General features: G+C 66.9%; 11 protein-coding genes and 2 pseudogenes. 2 read left to right on the top strand and 11 right to left on the bottom strand.

Going from position 1 to position 16,245, the window contains the following annotated elements; genetic code table 11:
- Window positions 1-99: 99 nt before the first annotated feature.
- The 8 genes and pseudogenes from ACTWQA_RS32315 to dnaB form a co-directional block, all read right to left on the bottom strand.
- Entirely contained in the window at window positions 100-1,890 is a 1,791-nt protein-coding gene (locus tag ACTWQA_RS32315; RefSeq protein ID WP_443162786.1) for a TniQ family protein, read from the bottom strand.
- Window positions 1,887-2,879: a TniB family NTP-binding protein gene (locus ACTWQA_RS32310; protein ID WP_443162785.1), complete on the bottom strand. Its 993-nt coding sequence runs from the start codon at window positions 2,877-2,879 to the stop codon at window positions 1,887-1,889. Before ACTWQA_RS32310 ends, ACTWQA_RS32315 begins: the two co-directional genes overlap by 4 nt.
- Before the next feature lie 131 nt (window positions 2,880-3,010).
- Window positions 3,011-5,107 carry a hypothetical protein gene (locus ACTWQA_RS32305; protein ID WP_443162784.1) on the bottom strand — a complete coding sequence of 699 codons (2,097 nt, stop codon included), beginning with the start codon at window positions 5,105-5,107 and terminating at the stop codon, window positions 3,011-3,013.
- On the bottom strand, window positions 5,104-5,754 hold the full coding sequence (locus ACTWQA_RS32300; protein WP_443162783.1) for a TnsA-like heteromeric transposase endonuclease subunit: 651 nt from the start codon (window positions 5,752-5,754) through the stop codon (window positions 5,104-5,106). Before ACTWQA_RS32300 ends, ACTWQA_RS32305 begins: the two co-directional genes overlap by 4 nt.
- Window positions 5,755-5,880: 126 nt before the next feature.
- Window positions 5,881-6,159 (bottom strand): annotated as a pseudogene (locus ACTWQA_RS32295) (ATP-binding protein); the annotation flags it as partial.
- A pseudogene (locus ACTWQA_RS32290) lies at window positions 6,152-6,316 on the bottom strand (IS21 family transposase); the annotation flags it as partial. The pseudogenes ACTWQA_RS32295 and ACTWQA_RS32290, both read right to left, overlap by 8 nt.
- Window positions 6,317-6,830: 514 nt before the next feature.
- Window positions 6,831-7,838 carry a phosphotransferase enzyme family protein gene (locus tag ACTWQA_RS32285; protein WP_443162782.1) on the bottom strand — a complete coding sequence of 336 codons (1,008 nt, stop codon included), beginning with the start codon at window positions 7,836-7,838 and terminating at the stop codon, window positions 6,831-6,833.
- 263 nt (window positions 7,839-8,101) lie between these two features.
- The gene (dnaB, locus tag ACTWQA_RS32280) at window positions 8,102-10,669 is read right to left on the bottom strand and encodes a replicative DNA helicase (RefSeq protein WP_443162781.1); all 2,568 of its coding nucleotides are present in this window, start codon (window positions 10,667-10,669) and stop codon (window positions 8,102-8,104) included.
- Between the two features lie 284 nt (window positions 10,670-10,953).
- On the opposite strand from dnaB, the gene ACTWQA_RS32275 reads away from it, so the two are divergent.
- The gene (locus tag ACTWQA_RS32275) at window positions 10,954-12,255 is read left to right on the top strand and encodes an MATE family efflux transporter (protein WP_443162780.1); all 1,302 of its coding nucleotides are present in this window, start codon (window positions 10,954-10,956) and stop codon (window positions 12,253-12,255) included.
- A 100-nt stretch (window positions 12,256-12,355) separates the two neighbouring features.
- Window positions 12,356-13,819, top strand: coding sequence for an APC family permease (locus ACTWQA_RS32270; RefSeq protein ID WP_443162779.1), 1,464 nt, complete (start codon window positions 12,356-12,358; stop codon window positions 13,817-13,819).
- Here the strand turns inward: ACTWQA_RS32270 and ACTWQA_RS32265 are convergent.
- From ACTWQA_RS32265 to ACTWQA_RS32255, 3 genes are read right to left on the bottom strand one after another with little or no spacing between them, the layout of a single operon-like run.
- Window positions 13,816-14,559 (bottom strand): amino acid ABC transporter ATP-binding protein, encoded by a 744-nt coding sequence (locus ACTWQA_RS32265; protein ID WP_443162778.1) that lies wholly within the window; start codon window positions 14,557-14,559, stop codon window positions 13,816-13,818. The genes ACTWQA_RS32270 and ACTWQA_RS32265 overlap by 4 nt on opposite strands.
- Window positions 14,556-15,395, bottom strand: a complete 840-nt coding sequence (locus tag ACTWQA_RS32260) for an amino acid ABC transporter permease (protein ID WP_443162777.1) — start codon at window positions 15,393-15,395, stop codon at window positions 14,556-14,558. Before ACTWQA_RS32260 ends, ACTWQA_RS32265 begins: the two co-directional genes overlap by 4 nt.
- Window positions 15,392-16,234, bottom strand: a complete 843-nt coding sequence (locus ACTWQA_RS32255; protein WP_443162776.1) for an ABC transporter substrate-binding protein — start codon at window positions 16,232-16,234, stop codon at window positions 15,392-15,394. Before ACTWQA_RS32255 ends, ACTWQA_RS32260 begins: the two co-directional genes overlap by 4 nt.
- Window positions 16,235-16,245: the final 11 nt, after the last annotated feature.

Raw genomic sequence — 16,245 nt, 5'->3', positions numbered from 1 at the left:
AGAACACCGATTCATCCGATTCCAAAAACAAGACAAACGATGCTAAAGTGACTATTGAGGCGATTGCTTCCTAATAGTCACCGATTACGGGTGACCTTCTCAAACACCACCTCCATGGGCGCGGCCGCTCCGCAGTCCGCATCCGCTGACGAAGTCGCGTGCGACTTGTTTGAGGGCGTCCGCGAGCTGCGGAGACCACACCTCAGTGAAGCGCTCTGCTTCTGAGCGGAAGGAGTACACGTCGGCGGTGGGAAAGTCGGGTGCGTGGTCGACAGGCATGCCGCTGATCTGGTTGAACAGAACGCATCGCGCGATGCGGGCCCGTCGCCCGCCTCCTGGGGGATGGCCGGTTTGGCGGCAGATCTCTACCCATTGCTTGGCGGGTAGCAGGTTCGAGTAGTCCAGGGTGCGGCGGCGCTGGTAGTCGATGGGAATGTCGTTCTCGTCCAAGTAATGTGCGAGGCGAATCAGAGCTGTGGCGAGGGGTTCCCAACACTGCCGATCGTGCAGCATCTGCAGTACGCGCGATAGGGCCTTGCCGTCGCTGGCCGATCCGAGCATTGATGCAGCTGCGTCGAGTTCGAGTTTGGTTCCGACCAGAAGCACCGCCGCAGCCAGCACGGGTGCCAGGATGCGCTGGTAAGCGCCGCTGGAGGGGCTCAGCCGCACGGCCCATGACGGCCACAGCGCGGCGGGGAGTTTGTTTGAGCGCCGGCTGACCTGGCGGGCAGCGGGAGATGGAGGGGAGGGAAGCGCGACGGTTTGGTACCGCAGTTGGTCACTCGGGCGAAGCAATGGTCCGAGCGCGGCCAGTTGTATCGTCCGTAGAACCATGCTGGTGCCTCGGCCCCAGCCTCGGATGGTGGTGGTCGTGGTCTTCTCAGATCCGTTGCGGGATTTACCGATCACCGTGCGTAGGGCGTGGGCGGCTGAGCTCAGCTGCGCCACGCCGAGCACCTGCATCGCGGCGATGACCGCGGCTGCCGTCATCGCCGATGTCGGCGGTGCCATGAACCCTGGGCGGCTCGCCTCCCGTCGCTCTGGCTCGTTGCTCGGCTGGGAGGTGATGTGGGCGTTGAGGATGTCGGCGGGAACTCTTGCCGCCAAGTCGTCAGCGCCCAGGTGGGTCAGCATCCGACTAGCGACTGCGCGCAGTTCGGAAAGCGCCACGGCGGAGGGCTGAGGATGCTGGGAATACTGGCCGAATTCTGCATGGTCGGTCTCGATCATGTTCGTGATCAGGCGTTGGGCCTCAATCGCGGGATGGCCCGTGGGCAGGCGGAGAGCCTCAGCCTGGGTGAGGTCCTGGTCGCATTCGCGCGGGGCGTCGGGGTCAGCGGTTCGGGGCGGGCGGGTGCCGCAGTGTCCCGGGATCGGCAGGCTGCGGCGAGAGAAGGGGCGTCTTCGTGTCAGGCGTCCACATCCTTGGCAGGTGTCCACGAGTAGGAGGGAGTGGTGGGTGCAGGCGAACGACCAGCCCAGGCGCCACTCCAGCTTCCATCGTCCGGCGCTCTCGGCCAGGCAGTGGGGGCAGTATCGCGACCCGGTGCCCCGTCCCCATTGCCGGTGCCGGTTGACCTGCCGCTTCGCGCGATCGATCAACAGTGCTCGACCGTCGAAGTGCGCCAGAGTCATGGCATGCACACGCTGGTCGTCCAGGCCGGTGGCGAAGGCGATGCCGGCGGCTTCGCGCTCGCTCAGGGCGATGGTCCAGTCGCGGGGACGGGTCCAGCCGGGCGCCTCGTCCCCGGCCCTGGTTAACAGGCCGAGGCTGGAGAGCACATCGCCGTAGCCTGTTTGCGTCCGGTGCGCGAGTGCCTCCAGCCAGGAGTCCAGGGACTCTCCGGGAAGCGGTGCCATCCGGATCGGCAGCGTCCGCAAGGTGGTCACCCTCGCCGCCTCGCAGATCGTCTCGGCCTGCTGGTGTTCTTGCCGCCGGCCAGCAGAGCCTCCCACCGCGCCTGCTGATCTTGCGCGGCCCGGTCGAGTTTGACCGTGGTCATCAGCTCGAAGGTCAAGCGCTCCTCCCCGGTTCGGATCGCCCGCAGGCACGCTCGTTTGATCAGGGTCATCAGGGAGCCGATGTGCCCGTTGCAGCGGGCGTAGAGGTGATCGGACAGGTCGTCGGCGAGCATGCCGGGATGCTTGTCGGCCAGCACCAAGCGCTGTTCCAGGGAGAGCAGGAAGCTGCGCCACTGCGTGCGCCCGGCCTCGTCATCGATCGTGAACGGATCCAGATCAAGCGGGGTGACGCGGCGTTCGAGCTGCGGATCGTCGTAAAGGCCCTTGTCCTTCAGGCCGTGCCCGATGAAAAGGATCATCAGCGGGAACTCGTTGGCGATCGTCTTGAACTGGTTGGCCAGTTCGGTCCCGCGAATCGACCGGAATCGGAGGAACTGCAGGTCGTCGACCAGCAGGAGCCGTGACTCGCAGGACAGGGCACAGTCTAGGGCGCGGGATAGGAACGAGTTCGCGGTCCCGCTGTTGCGCCCGGAGTGGGCGAAGAACTCCAGCATCGCCCAGTTGAAGTCCTTGACCGTGGTGTCGCCCATCATCCCGACCCGGATCACCGGCCACCGCTCGTGCCCGGCTGCGGTGAACCGGCCGTGCTCGCGGATCAGGTCGTTGTGGACGCGCTTGGCGAACGACAGTCCGACCGTGGTCTTGCCCAGGCCGGGGAACGCGTCGACGGCGGCCATCCCCTTGGCCTCCCAGTTCGGCTGGTCCAAGCCGGCCTGGAGGATGTCGGTCAAATCCGCGACGAGCTGGCTTGCCTGTGCGGTCTTGATCGGACGCAGGTTGGCGAGGAACCTGCGGCGCCACAGATCGTGCTCGGCCTTCGCCTCTGGGCTCAAAGCCTTGAGGCCGGACCTGGTCATGTCTGGAGGGCGGGGGAAATCCGGCGCCTCGGCGAACGTCGCAAAGCCTTCCTTCCTGGTCAGGGTCAAATCGTCGAGTGCAAGGGTCCTCCACGCTGGATCCTCCCGTGGCACCTGGACCTCAGACAGGATCACAGGTCCTCCAGGGCATCGGCGTAGAAGGACTCCTCGTCGAGTTCGACATCCTCGCCAAGCACCCCGCCCTCGAAGTCTTCGGCGTCCGCGGCGTCATCGTCCCCGCCGATGTCGGCGGGCTCTCGCACGAGCTCGCGCGGGGGCTGCTTGTCCCACTCAACGGCGAACGCGATCTGTTCCCTGGCCGCACGCAGCGCGATCCGCCGCTCGGCCAGCGTCATGCCCAGCCCCAACTGCCAGCGCTCGAGCAGTTCGGACACCGCCAGGCGGTCGTTGGAGTACGGGTGCTTCGTCGCGGCGAGCTTGCGACCGTACTCCAGAGCGTCCTCGCTCAGCGGGAAACTGCGGCTGGCCGCGTGCTCCCAATCCAGCTGGTGCCAGGTCCGGTCCAGGTCACGGAAGTAGGCGTGGTCGATGTCGTCCGGGTTGACCTGGATCGGCCACTTGCCGCCCAGATACGGGCTCGGGCGCCCGTCGAGGTAGAGACCAGGGCCGTTGTAGCGCCGACCGTCGATCTCGACCCCGTAGGGCTGGATGGTGCGCCACTTGGTCTCCAGGAACTCCAGCGCCAGGAATCTGTCCCGGGGAACCTCGATGTAGCCGGCCCTGGCCATCCCGTGCTCGAACATCTGCGCTGGCGACATGCGCAGCCCCGGGACCGCCGGGTCGATCAGACTCGAGTGGGGTGTGAGGTGATAGGTCGCCGCGATCCATTGCCGGATCCGGTCGAACAATTCGTCGATGTAGTAGAACGCCTGCCGTTCAGGCCCTTCGCCCCGGGAGAAGAGATCCGGGCCCTTGTAGCCGGGCAGGGTGTGCAGCAGCCCTTCCCTCAACGTCTTGAAGAACCGTTCGACGGGTCCCTTGTCCCGGCCCGTCCGGAGCCGGACCGGCTGGATGGAGATGCCCATCCGGGCGCAGACGCTGCGCAGATGCTCTGAGACGTAGATCTTCCCGTGGTCGATCACCACGGTCTCGGGCACTAACCCGGGTCCTGCCGCCTTCGCCATCGGCCCATCGATCGCCGTCGGGTCGATCAGCACCGAACGGGGGATGCCGTGCTCGGGCCAGACCGCCTCGCGTGGCCAGTGCGCCGCGACCGGTAACGGCCGGTAGGCCTGGAAGAGGGCCGCGGCCGCGTCCACCGCCTTGGTGGAGACCGGCGTCAGCCGGATCCCCACGATGCAGCGGGTGTACCAATCCATCACGACGGTCAGCTCGCAGTTGATCCACCGCAGAGTCACCGGATCCAGCGCGAACACGTCCAGCCGGGTGGTGTCCATCAGCAGGTACTCACCCGGCCGGGTCGGACGCAGACGCCCGAACACCTCCCGGGGCCGTCCGGCGATGTCCCGGTTCCGCTTCGTACTCAACCGGAACGTCGGGTGCTGCCGCTCCAGCGCTTCCAACGCCTCGTATGCCTTGGACCGGCCGGGCATGTCCACCGCGCCCTCACCGAATCGTGCGACCAGGCGTGCCCGCGTGCGTTCGATCACCTCGATGCGCTGCGGTTTGGACTGGTCGGTGTACTCGACCATCACCTCCAGCGCCGTCTCAACCCACCTCGGGTCGAGACGGTCGAGGATCGTCGTTCCACGGGCGCGGGGCGCGAGCCCGGCCGCTCCTCGTTCCTCAACCGCGGCCACCCACCGCTTGATGGTGCGTACTGAGACGTCCAACTCCCGCGCCTTGGCCGCATATCTGGTCATCTTCGGCAAACCGGGGTCGTACTCAGGTCTCGGCTCACCGGGCGCCGCCAGCTCGGAACTGCCCGACCGGTAGCCGCAGCGCACCTCTCGAACATGTCCCACCAGGCCTGCTACACGTTCCTGTTCAGCACGGTCGAGCCGCGAGAGCACCACCGAGGCGACATCGTCGACATCACCCGAGCAGGCTCCGGGCTCCTCGGGAACGATCGTGGCCCGGTCGGAGAACAGCAGCTCTTTGACCGAGACCCGCAGCATCCGCCCTCTGCCGTCCTTGAGCACCACCTCGTTGCCCGCACCGGTCGCTGCGAATTCGACGACTTCGACGGCCTCCCCGTCGTAGACGAGCCGCGCCCCAATGCCAAGCCGCACTGTGCCATGGCTCATGACGATCTCCTCAGAACGGTGCCTGGGCATAGCCGGATGCTTAGATCAGCCCGGAACCGTCCGGTCCAGAGCAGGTGGAGGACAGCCGCCCGTACCAGCCTCGGGTCGAAGCTCGACACCGTTGCGAAGGCCTCCCGCAACGTCACCCCGTCCGTCACGCTTGCCTCCAACGCGGCCACGAGACCGGGTGAGAACAACCAAGGCCTGCGATACCCGGCGAGAAACCGGATGTTCTCGGTCTCGACCGGATCCGGCTCGCTCCACACTTCAAAACCCCAGCCGCGCGACTCGATTACCCGCCTGCTCCAGGCGAAGGTGAACGCGACCTCTGGACGCGCCAACCGCCGTGCCGGCTTCACATCTACCACCAGCGGACCAGACTCGCTCATCAGCAGGAAATCGGGGATGTGCCGACGCTCAGCGCCCTCCACCTGGGCCGTCATCAGAAACGGCTGAGCCACGATCCGAGAGACCGACCGGTCGAAGTCGGCAAATAGAAGCCGCGCCAGCTCAAGCCGGGACTCATAGATCACATGTGAGCCCTCGGTAGCAGACCAGAATGCACCCGAATAGTGCTTCTGACCATGGTGCCAGCGGAACGTCCGCCACGGCCCGGCCGCAAGCATCTCCTGCACCGGCGCATCCATGAACCGGCACGACTGTCAACGGTCACTGAGTTCTCCCCGTAGGCGGCCTGGAGTTCTCCCCGCTGGCGGCCACGAAGGTCTCCCCAACGGCGGCCATTTATCTCCCCACCGTTGGTGCCGGTCTGGTTAGCTGAAGGGCTTGACCCCCTGTCCGGTCGTGGCTTGGGTGAGCCGGAAGCTGTCACCCTGAGTGACGACGACGTGGGCGTGGTGGAGAAGCCGGTCAACCGTGGCGGTGGCCAATGTCTTGGGCATGATCTCGTCGAAGCCCGAGGGGTGCAGGTTGGAGCTGACCGCGAGGCTGCGTCGCTCGTAGGCGGCGTCGACCAGGCGGTAGAAGCCCTCGGCGGCGTCCGGGGAGACCGGCAGCAGGCCGATGTCATCGACGATGATCAAGTCGGCGCGGGTGCTTGCGCTGCTCGGGCGACTGCCCAGCCGCGCGCATCTTCACATACCGAGCCACCGTGTGATGGTCGCACCCGGCCAACTCAGCTGCGGCGCGATAACTCCCCGTGAGGTCATACGCCTCAAGAATCTCCATGATCTCCCTGCTGCTCTTCACCCGCTCGACTCTCGCCGACCGGGAATGATCGCGATCAAGCGGGGAGGTATCTGGCCGCACGTGGGGAATCCCGTGGCCATCACTGGGGCGGTATCTGGCCGCCTATGGGGAGCTTCTCATGACCGCCGTCACACGACACCGCCGCGGTCCCGTTCGGCGACTTTGCGCGGACCTCGGCCGAACCTACGACATCAGCATCCGACAAGAGCACCTCGACCCCTCAGGGAGACCTGGCAGGTGCCCTCATCATGGGCTCCAATGACCCCACCGTCACCAAAAACGCCAAGAACATTGTCTCGACTCACCGAATCTGATGCATGGCGCCGACCTGGAGGCATCAGTTGTGCTGATCCACGGACAAGCCATGCGGCTCAGCGAACCTGATGCACGCAGAAGATCGGGGTCAGCCGAGATAACAGGAATTCCGGCCTTGAGCGGATCTTGAACTCTCTGACCTGCGCAAATATCGAGGTACCGAGCCCCGTCGTGGGCTCGCGCCAGCCGCCCGTCAGAGTCACCCGTGCCCGCCGGCGGTCGCGAGTGACCGGAGCTTCCCGCCGTTGGCGTCGAGCCAGCGGGTCGTGTCCTCCAGCTTACGGATCCGGTCGGCGACCTCGCCGAGCTCTGCCTTCCCGTTCAGCCAGCGGCCCCCTCGCGACAGAGCGCTACCGACGGCCCGGGCGAGGAGCAACCGGGGCAGCGCGTCGGCCTCGGCGGCGTCCAGCGGGCGGACCGAGGCGTGCCCCCGGAGAAAGGCCGCCGTGCGGAGTTGCCAGTCGCGCGTCTCCAAGGCCCCGCTGTAGAACAGCGCCGCCGTCACGTCCTGGACCAGGAAGCCGACCCCGGCAAACTCGAAGTCAAGCAGCCCGCTCACCTCTCCGGTGTCCTCGTCGACCAGCACGTTCCCGGCCGCCAGGTCACCGTGGATGACCTGGGTCGGCAGCGCGCCACCGCCCGCAAGCCACTCCTGCTCGACACGGCGCGCCACGGCGTCGAGACGGGCGACCCGCTCCGCGCTGATCCCGGCGGCGCGCAGCTGACGGCAAAGGGCGCCAACGTGCGGCACGGCGGGGTGCGTCAGAGGATTAACGCGCCAGTCCCCCAACCCGTCTTCTGGCGGCACGCCCAGCATCGCCTCGCCGAGCAGCCCGGCCGCCCGGCCGAAGCGCTCGAGTGCCGTCTGGCCCGTGAGGTCGGGCCGCACGCCGGGGATCCACCGGCAGACGGTCGCGGGCCCGGCCGCGGTCTCGATCACCGTGTCCCCGCTGAGCGCGGCGACTGGCTCAGGCACCTGGAAGGGAAGTCCGGCCTGCCGTAGCCACCGCAAGATCTGGTGCTCGGCGTCCACCTGCGCGGCGGACAGGGACTGGCTGACCTGGAGCACGAATCGGAGGTCCGCCTGGCGGAGCATGAACGTCTGGTTGTTGGTTCCCTGCTCGGCTCGGATGATCGTCGTGCCCGAGGGTAAACCCCACGCTGCAAGCAGCCGTGGCAGGAACTCGAGATCGGCGGGCGCGCTCACGCGCCAATTCTGGCGGCATGCCCAGACCGGCGCGCAACCGGTTATAGGCGCGCCCGCATCAGTTTCACTGAGCCGACATCAGACCTACTGAGTCACGACGTCAGCTTGACTGAGCCGCATCACCTTCACTGAGCAAGGACAAACATCACTAGATCGTGCGACCCTGTAGACCTGCGAGTCCGCGAATGGTGTCCTAAGGGCCATCTATGGGACACGGCGACGCGGAAAGGGACATCAAAGCGCGGACCCTACAATGCGCTCCCTCAGTGCTGGGCCATGTCCACGAAACGGCTGTAGTGGCCCTGGAAGGCCACCGTCACCGTGGCCGTGGGTCCGTTACGGTGCTTGGCAACGATCAGGTCCGCCTCGCCGGCCCGCGGCGACTCCCGCTCGTACGCGTCCTCCCGGTGCAGCAGGATGACCATGTCGGCGTCCTGCTCAATAGATCCAGATTCGCGAAGATCGCTAACTTGGGGGCGTTTGTCCGTTCGCTGCTCGGGGCCACGGTTGAGCTGGGAGATCGCGATGACGGGGACCTCGAGCTCCTTGGCCAGCAGCTTGATCGCACGGGAGATCTCGGAGACCTCGTTCTGGCGGCTCTCGGTCTTCTTCGGCGAGCTCATCAGCTGGAGATAGTCGATGACGACAAATTTGAGGTCGTTGCGCTGCTTGAGCCGCCGGCACTTGGCCCTGATCTCCATCATCGACATGTTGGGCGAGTCGTCGATGAACAGCGGCGCCTCGGCCACCTCGCTCATCCGCCGGGCCAGGCGCGTCCAGTCGTCGTCGCCCATCATCCCCGACCGCATGGCATGCAGCGCGACCCGGGCCTCGGCGGACAACAAGCGCATGGTGATCTCATTGCGGGACATCTCCAGCGAGAAGATGACCGTGGTCATCCCATGCTTGATCGCAGCAGAGCGCGCGAAGTCCAGCCCCAACGTGCTGTTGTGCGTCGGAACCCAGGCTCGCCCGGCCAAATACAGGTGTGCCGAGTTGTCCACCTCCACGCAGCGGACGGGAACGCTCTCTACCGGCCGTACCGCGGTGATGTAGCGGGAAACCTGCTCTCGACCCCACTCGTGCCTCGCGTGATGCACCTTCCGAGGCAGCCTGGCCAGCGCCATTGGAGCAGGCACGATGACCTCCCAGGAATCACGTGATGTGCGGCCTGCACGGACCCGGCCGACTCGGCGGTGAACCTGAGGTACGCATCCAAGGCTCCGGACGAGTTCCAGAAAATCGTCCACCAGGCGCTCGTTGGCATTGGTGAAACGGTAAGCACCATGCCCATCGACATATCCGTCCGAGTCGATCAACCCTTGGACGAGAGCGAGTCGTTGCGGCTGAGATGCGCGTAGGTACGCCTTCGGAACGTGCTTTCCCTTGTCCAGCCCCAGAGAACGCCACTTCTCCCGCAGGCCACGCACGCCGAAGTGTCCCGGATCTGTGTACGCCACCGCGTCGTAGCCGGCCGATCGGAACTCGTTGACCAGCCATTCCCGATCCTGCGGATCGCACGCGACGCGTCCACTTCCCACGGTGTCCCCGTCGCCAAGCAGGTAGCCGAGCACATATGGGTCGAGGGGCAGGTCGCGGACAATGGCGTCCAGGGCACGCGCCGCCGGGACAGCGTGATTGTGCTGTCCTCGGACTTTCAACGTCTCGCTGATCTCCCGAGTGGTGCGCGGCTTCACCACCGATTCGCGCCGATCGCACGGCTCGGGCCGATTCCACTGCTGCTGAACCGCGACGGCGGTGCGTCCCATCAGTACGCCGATTTGGCCGGCCGTCATACCTTGCGCGCGCAACGCTCGCATCCGCGCTCGCTCACCGGAACCGTACTTCGTCCGAGACGCGGAAGATGACGCCCATGCGGCCCAGTTGGCGGGATAGGCCGGATCACCCAGCTTGCGGTGATAGTCGTATGCCTTGCGCAGCTTATTGTCCCAAGTCACCCATTGGTGATCGGCGTCGGCGACGATCGACGTGCCGTCGCTGAACTCCACCTCATAGCACGGCCTGCCGTACATCACCTCAGTCGCCGCGACCACCCGGGTCGGCCTGCCATCCGCCCCAATGAGCTGATCGCCGACTTCCACCTCTCCCATCGTCGTCCAACCTGTCGGCGTGGGCAGAGGCGTGTCGAGCGCGAGCGCCTTTCCGATGGCCGGCCGGGCGGCCACGACGATCATCTGGCCTGGGTGGAGGCCGTTGGTGAGCTGGTCGAGGTCCTGGAAGCCGGTCGGCACGCCGACCATCTGGCCGCCCCGGCTGCCGATGGCCTCCAGCTCGTCCAGGGCGCCGGGCATGATGTCGGCCAGGGGCGCGTAGTCCTCGGAGGTGCGGCGCTCGGTGACCTTGTAGATCTCCGCCTGGGCGCGGTCCACGAGGTCGTCGACCTCTTCGTTCTGGCCGCCGTAGCCGTAGGAGACGATGCGGGTGCCGGCCTCGATGAGGCGGCGGAGGATGGCCTGCTCGCGGACGATCTTCGCGTAGTAGCCGGCGTTGGCGGCGGTGGGGACGACGGCCGTGAGCGTGTGGAGGTAGGCGGCGCCGCCCACTCGGGCCATCTCGCCGCGCTTTTGCAGCTCGTCGAAGACGGTGACGGCGTCGGCGGGCTCGCCCCTGCCGTAGAGGTCGGTGACGACGTCATAGATCATCTGGTGGGCGGGACGGTAGAAGTCGTCGGCCCGGATGATCTCCACGACGTCGGCGATCGCGTCCTTCGACAGCAGCATGCCGCCCAGCACCGACTGCTCCGCGTCGATGTTGTGCGGCGGCGTGCGCTCGAAACCCGGACCCGCGTCGGTCTCTTCGTCAATGCTCACCGCGCCCCCTCGAACAACCTTGCAGGCGGTCGCACCACCCCCACTTGTAGTCGACCGGTGTGACAGTTTCGCGGAGTCGGGGTCCGTCGGCAACGTGGCCTGTGGACAACCCTGTGGTCAAGCTGTGCACTACCGGCCCCAGGGTGTGAACGGCCTGTGGACGGGGCTGGGGATAACTCTTTCCGATATTCACCAAAGTGCCGTTGAGCTGGGCGAACAGTGTCCACCGGCTGTGGAGAAAAGAAAGTTTCGCCGACACGACACGTAAGGGCCATAATAGACAAATGCTCATTACACCCAGAGACCGGGAGATTCTGCGGCTGGCCGTACCGGCGTTCGGCGCACTGGTGGCCGAGCCGCTCTTCCTTCTCGCCGACTACGCCATCGTCGGGCACGCGCTCGGCACCACGGCGGTAGGCGCTCTGGGTGTGGCGGGCACGGTCCTGGCGGCGCTGATGAACCTGTGCGTCTTCCTCGCCTACGGCACGACGGCTGCCGTGGCCCGGCAGACCGGCGCGGGAGAGCATACGCGGGCGATGCGCAGCGGTGTGGACGGCATCTGGCTGGCGCTGGGCATCGGGGTCGCGCTGATCGCGGTGTTCTGGCCGCTCGCCCCCGCGGTCGTGGAGTTGTTCGGGGCGAGCGCGGGGCAGAGCGCGCAGGCCGTGACGTACCTGCGCATCAGTTTGCTGGGCGCGCCCGGCATGCTGGTCGTGCTGGCGGGCACGGGCGTGCTGCGCGGACTGCAGGACACGGTCACGCCGCTGGTCGTGGCCATCGGCTCGTTCGCGCTCAACGCGGCGCTCAACGCCTGGTTCGTGCTGGGGCTGGGGTGGGGTATCGCCGGGTCGGCGTGGGGCACCGTGCTCGCGCAGACGCTCGGTGGGGCCGTCTACCTGGTCGTGGTGGTCAAGGGTGCGCTGCGGCTCGGCACGCCCCTCACGCCCGGGCTGGCCGGGCTCAAGCAGGCAGGTACGGCGGGGTTCGCACTGTTCGTCCGCACCCTCTGCCTGCGGATGGTGGTGACCGTCGGCACGATGATCGCCACGAGGATGGGCGAGGCCGAACTGGCCGCGTACGCCCTCGCCACCCAGGTGTGGACGTTGCTCGCCTTCGCGCTGGACGCCATCGCCATCGCCGGCCAGGCCATCACGGGACGTGCGCTCGGGGCGGGAGACGTCGCCGCCACCAGGGCCGCGACCAAGCGCATGGTGCAGTGGGGCGTCTGGTCGGGGATCGTGTTCGGCCTGCTGGTGCTCGCCGCCGGGCCGGTGTTGCCGGGGTTGTTCGACGCCGAGCCGCGGGTCGCCGAGCTGCTGCTGGCCCTGTTGTGGCCGGTGGCGCTGTTCCAGCCGGTATGCGGGGTCGTGTTCGTGCTCGACGGCGTGCTGATCGGCGCCGGCGACCAGCGTTACCTGGCCTGGGCGGGGGTGTGGACGACGCTGGCGTACCTGCCGGCCGCCTTCCTCGCCTCCGGCCTGGGCGTCGTCGTCCTGTGGTGCGCGCTGGGGGTGTGGATGATCGCGCGGCTGATCACCCTCGTACGCCGCGCCGCCGATGACGCCTGGCTGGTAACCGGGGCGTAGGCGCCGTACGGCCTGCAAGTAACCGGGGCGTAATCGTCTCGTGCTTGCTGTTGTCCAAGTGGTGAGACATTGTGGGCGATGTCCCTGAGCGGGGTGTTCCTTGTCCACGATTCTGCGACGACTGCCGCCTTCCGAAGCGACCGGCTTACGCACCGGCGCCCGGCACAGCCTGGCCGAGCTCTACCGCCCGGCGGACCTGGTGGTGCTCGGGCTCGGTGTGATGATCGGCGCGGGCATCTTCTCCATCGCCGGTCAGCAGGCGGCCACCACGGCCGGCCCCGGCGTGATCCTCTCCTTCATGATCGCGGGGATCGCCTGCCTGCTGGCCTGCCTGTGCTATGCCGAGCTGTCGTCCACGATGCCGACCTCGGGCAGCGCCTACACCTTCACCTATGTCATCTTCGGCGAGGTCTGGGCGTGGATCATCGGGTGGGCGCTGATCCTGGAGCTGCAGTTCGCCGTCGCCGTCGTGGCCAGGGCATGGGGCCTGATCGCGGTCGGCGCGATCGCCAACCTCGGCGTCCGCGTGCCGGATCCCGACCTCGTCGCCGACATCCTGGTGCTCGTGATCCTGGTGCTGCTCACCGGCATCGTGGCGCTGAGCGCCCGGGTCGGGTTGCGCGCGCTGTGGGTCATGGTGTCGGCCAAGCTCCTGGCCATCGGCGCGGTCATCGTCGTGGGCCTGCCGCACCTCGACGCCGCCAACTTCGGCGAGTTCTACGTGCCGCCCAAGACGTTGACGACCGCGCCGGCCACCGTACTGGAGGTCCTTGTCGGCGAGAGCAGCGCCTTCGGCTGGTTCGGGATCTTCTCGGCGGCCTCGGCCATCGCGTTCGCGTACATCGGCTTCGACGTCGTGGCCACCGCGGCCGAGGAGACCGTCAACGCGCCGCGCGCGGTGCCCAGAGGCATGATCCGCAGTCTGGTGATCGCCACCGTCATCTACATCGCGGTGGCGCTGGTCATGATGGGCATGGTCTCGTACACGAAGATCTCGGTGGAGGCGCCGCTGGCCAGCGCGTTCCGCGCGGCCGGCGTGGGCTGGATGGCGCACGTCATCGACGTGGGCGCGGTGCTCGGGCTGACGACGGTGATCATCGTACTGATCGTGGGGCAGACGCGGGTCTTGTTCTCCATGGCCCGCGACGGGCTGATCCCCCGGGGCCTGGCCATGGTCAGCCGCCGCTACCACACGCCGTCGCGGGTGACGCTGGTGATCGGGCTGGTCGCGATCGTGCTGGCCGAGTTCGTGCCGGTGCTCACGCTGCAGGAGCTCGTGGTGATCGGGACCCTGTTCGCGTTCGCGTTCGTGGCCGCCGGGGTGATCGTGATGCGGCGTCGCATGCCAAATCTGGAGCGTGGATTCCGAGTGCCGCTCTCGCCGCTGGTGCCGGCGCTGTCCCTGGCGGCCACGCTCTGGCTCATGGTGAACCTGCGGGTGCTGACCTGGGCGTACTTCGTCCTGTGGATGGCCTTCGGCCTGCTGGTCTACCTCGTGTACGGCCGCCGCCACAGCCTCCTGGGCCGCCCGGCCGAGACCCCACGCGGCCGTCACCGGCGCTAGAACCTCCTCGTCTCCAGCACACTTCGCAGGAACTCCCTGGTCCTGGCGTTCTCGGGGTCCGTAAAGATCTTGTCCGCGGGCCCCTTCTCCAGCAGCACGCCGCCGTCGAGAAAGCACACCGTGTCCGAGATCTCGCGACAGAAGCCCATCTCGTGCGTCGTCAGGATCATCGTCATGCCCGACTCCTTGAGCTCCCTGATGATCCCCAGCACCTCGACCACCAGCTCCGGGTCGAGTGCCGAGGTCACCTCATCGAGCAACATCAGCTTGGGCTGCGTGGCCAGCGCCCGGATGATGGCCACCCGCTGCTGCTGCCCGCCCGACAGCCGGTCGGGGTACGCCCGCGCCTTGTCCGCCAGCCCGAACCTGGCCAGCAGCTCGTGCGCCTGCTCCTCGGCCTGCTCCTTGGCCACGCGGTGCACCTGGCGGGGCGCGAGCGTGATGTTGTCCAGCACGGTCATGTGCGGGAACAGGTTGAACGCCTGGAACACGATACCCAGCCGCTTACGCACGTCGTCGACTCTCACCCGGGGGTCGGTGATCTCCTCACCATCCAGGAAGATCATGCCGTCGTCCACCGTCTCCAGCAGGTTGACGCAGCGCAGCAATGTGGACTTGCCCGAGCCGGAGGCCCCGATCAGGCTCACGACCTCGTGCGGCTGCACCTCCAGGTCGATGCCACGCAGCACGTGGTGGCCGTGGAAGTTCTTCCACACCCCGTCGATCGTCAGAAGACTCATGCGCCCCGCCTCCTGCGGGTGCGGGCGGCCAGGTGGTCGGTGAGCCTGGCCATGGGGATGGTGAGCAGGATGAACAGCAGCGCCGCCGCCAGATAGGGCGTGTAGTTGAACGTGCTGGCGGCGTGGATCTGCGCCTGCCTGAGCGCCTCCAGCGGGCCGATGGTGGCCACCAGCGCCGTGTCCTTCTGCAGTGAGACGAAGTCGTTGAGCAGCGGCGGCACGACCCTGCGGGTGGCCTGCGGCAACACCACGAACCGCATGGTCTTCGCCTGGCTCAGCCCGAGCGAGCGGGCCGCCGCAACCTGGCTCGGGTGGATGGACTCGATGCCGGAGCGGAACACCTCAGCCACGTACGCGCCGTACGACAACGTCAGCGCGATGATGCCCAGCGTCGCCAAATCGGACGGAATGCCCTGCAGCCTGAGCGCCGGCAGCCCGAACCCGATCAGGTAGATCACCAGGATGGTCGGCACGCCGCGGAAGACGTCGGTGTAGAGCGTGGCCAGCGCTCTGACGGGGAAGAACGCGGGCGTCTTGATCCCCCTGGCCAGCGCCACCAGCAGCCCGACCACCAGGATCAGCACCTCGGCGATCAGGAAGATCTTGACGTTGAGCAGGAACCCGCTCAGCACGTCCGGCCACGCCGAAACGAACCGCTCGGCGTTGAAGAACGTCTCCCGCACCCGCGGCCAGCCCGGCGAGCTCGTCACCGCCCACACGACCAGGACGATGAACAGGAGCGTCGAGGCCGTCGCGATGGAGGCCGAGCGGCGGGCGTACGACCTGCGTACCTGCTCACGCTGGAGTTGCCGCTCGGATTTGACCAAGTCGCTCATTTCAGCTCGGGAGCGCCCACGGCCGAGCCGAGCCACTGCTGTTCGATCTTGGCCAGCTCACCCTTGGACTTCAGCGCGTCCACGGCCTTGTCCACGCACGGCTTGAGCGCGCTGCCCTTCTCCATGACCAGCCCGAACTCCTCGGGCGTGCCGCCCGTCGAGCTGAACTGGCCCACGATCTTGGAGTTTTCCACCTGCGCGGCCGTCACGTAGAACGCCGTCGGCAGGTCCACGACCAGCGCGTCCACTTGCTTGTTCTTCAGCGCGTTCACGGCGTCGATCTGCTCGTTGTACACGTTGGGGTCGTCCGCCGGCTGGATGATCTCCTTGACGGCGGCCAGCGAGGTCGTGCCCACCTGCACACCGATCTTCGCGTCCTTCAGCTCGGCCAGGCTCTTGGCCCCGGCGTGCTTACCGCCATCCAAGGCCACGACAGCCTGCTTGACCGTGTAGTAGCCCTTGCTGAAGTCGACCGCCTGAGCCCGCTCAGGAGTGATCGACACCTGGTTGATGTCGAAGTCGAACTGCTTCTCACCGGGCGCGAACGCGGAATCGAACTTGACGGTGCTCCACTGCACCTCGCTCCGATCGAAGCCGAGCTCCCCCGCCACGGCAAAGGCCACAGCACCCTCGAAGCCCTGCCCGTTGCTCGGGTCGTCGTCCTTGAACCACGGCTCGAACGCCGGTTTGTCTGTCCCGATCGTCAGCTTTCCGGGATTGATGAGCGCAAGCTGCTCCTTTGTACAGGCAGTGGACGTCGCCGGACTGGCTGACGTCGTGCTCGCCGTGTTGTCCACAGGTGCACAACCGACGACCGCCACGGCCAACGCAAGCAGCATGAAGGAACGGG

The organism is Nonomuraea sp. 10N515B, from assembly GCF_052245915.1.
GTDB lineage: Bacteria > Actinomycetota > Actinomycetes > Streptosporangiales > Streptosporangiaceae > Nonomuraea.
Note: the sequence above shows the minus strand (reverse complement) of the source record. Positions and strands in the feature narration are given on the sequence as shown.

Excerpts from the sequence above, each read along its gene's own strand:
- ACTWQA_RS32310 (WP_443162785.1), bottom strand. The coding sequence starts at position 2,879 with ATGACCAGGTCCGGCCTCAAGGCTTTGAGCCCAGAGGCGAAGGCCGAG.
- ACTWQA_RS32305 (WP_443162784.1), bottom strand. The coding sequence starts at position 5,107 with ATGAGCCATGGCACAGTGCGGCTTGGCATTGGGGCGCGGCTCGTCTAC.
- ACTWQA_RS32300 (WP_443162783.1), bottom strand. The coding sequence starts at position 5,754 with ATGGATGCGCCGGTGCAGGAGATGCTTGCGGCCGGGCCGTGGCGGACG.
- ACTWQA_RS32275 (WP_443162780.1), top strand. The coding sequence starts at position 10,954 with ATGCTCATTACACCCAGAGACCGGGAGATTCTGCGGCTGGCCGTACCG.
- ACTWQA_RS32265 (WP_443162778.1), bottom strand. The coding sequence starts at position 14,559 with ATGAGTCTTCTGACGATCGACGGGGTGTGGAAGAACTTCCACGGCCAC.
- ACTWQA_RS32260 (WP_443162777.1), bottom strand. The coding sequence starts at position 15,395 with ATGAGCGACTTGGTCAAATCCGAGCGGCAACTCCAGCGTGAGCAGGTA.
- ACTWQA_RS32255 (WP_443162776.1), bottom strand. The coding sequence starts at position 16,234 with ATGCTGCTTGCGTTGGCCGTGGCGGTCGTCGGTTGTGCACCTGTGGAC.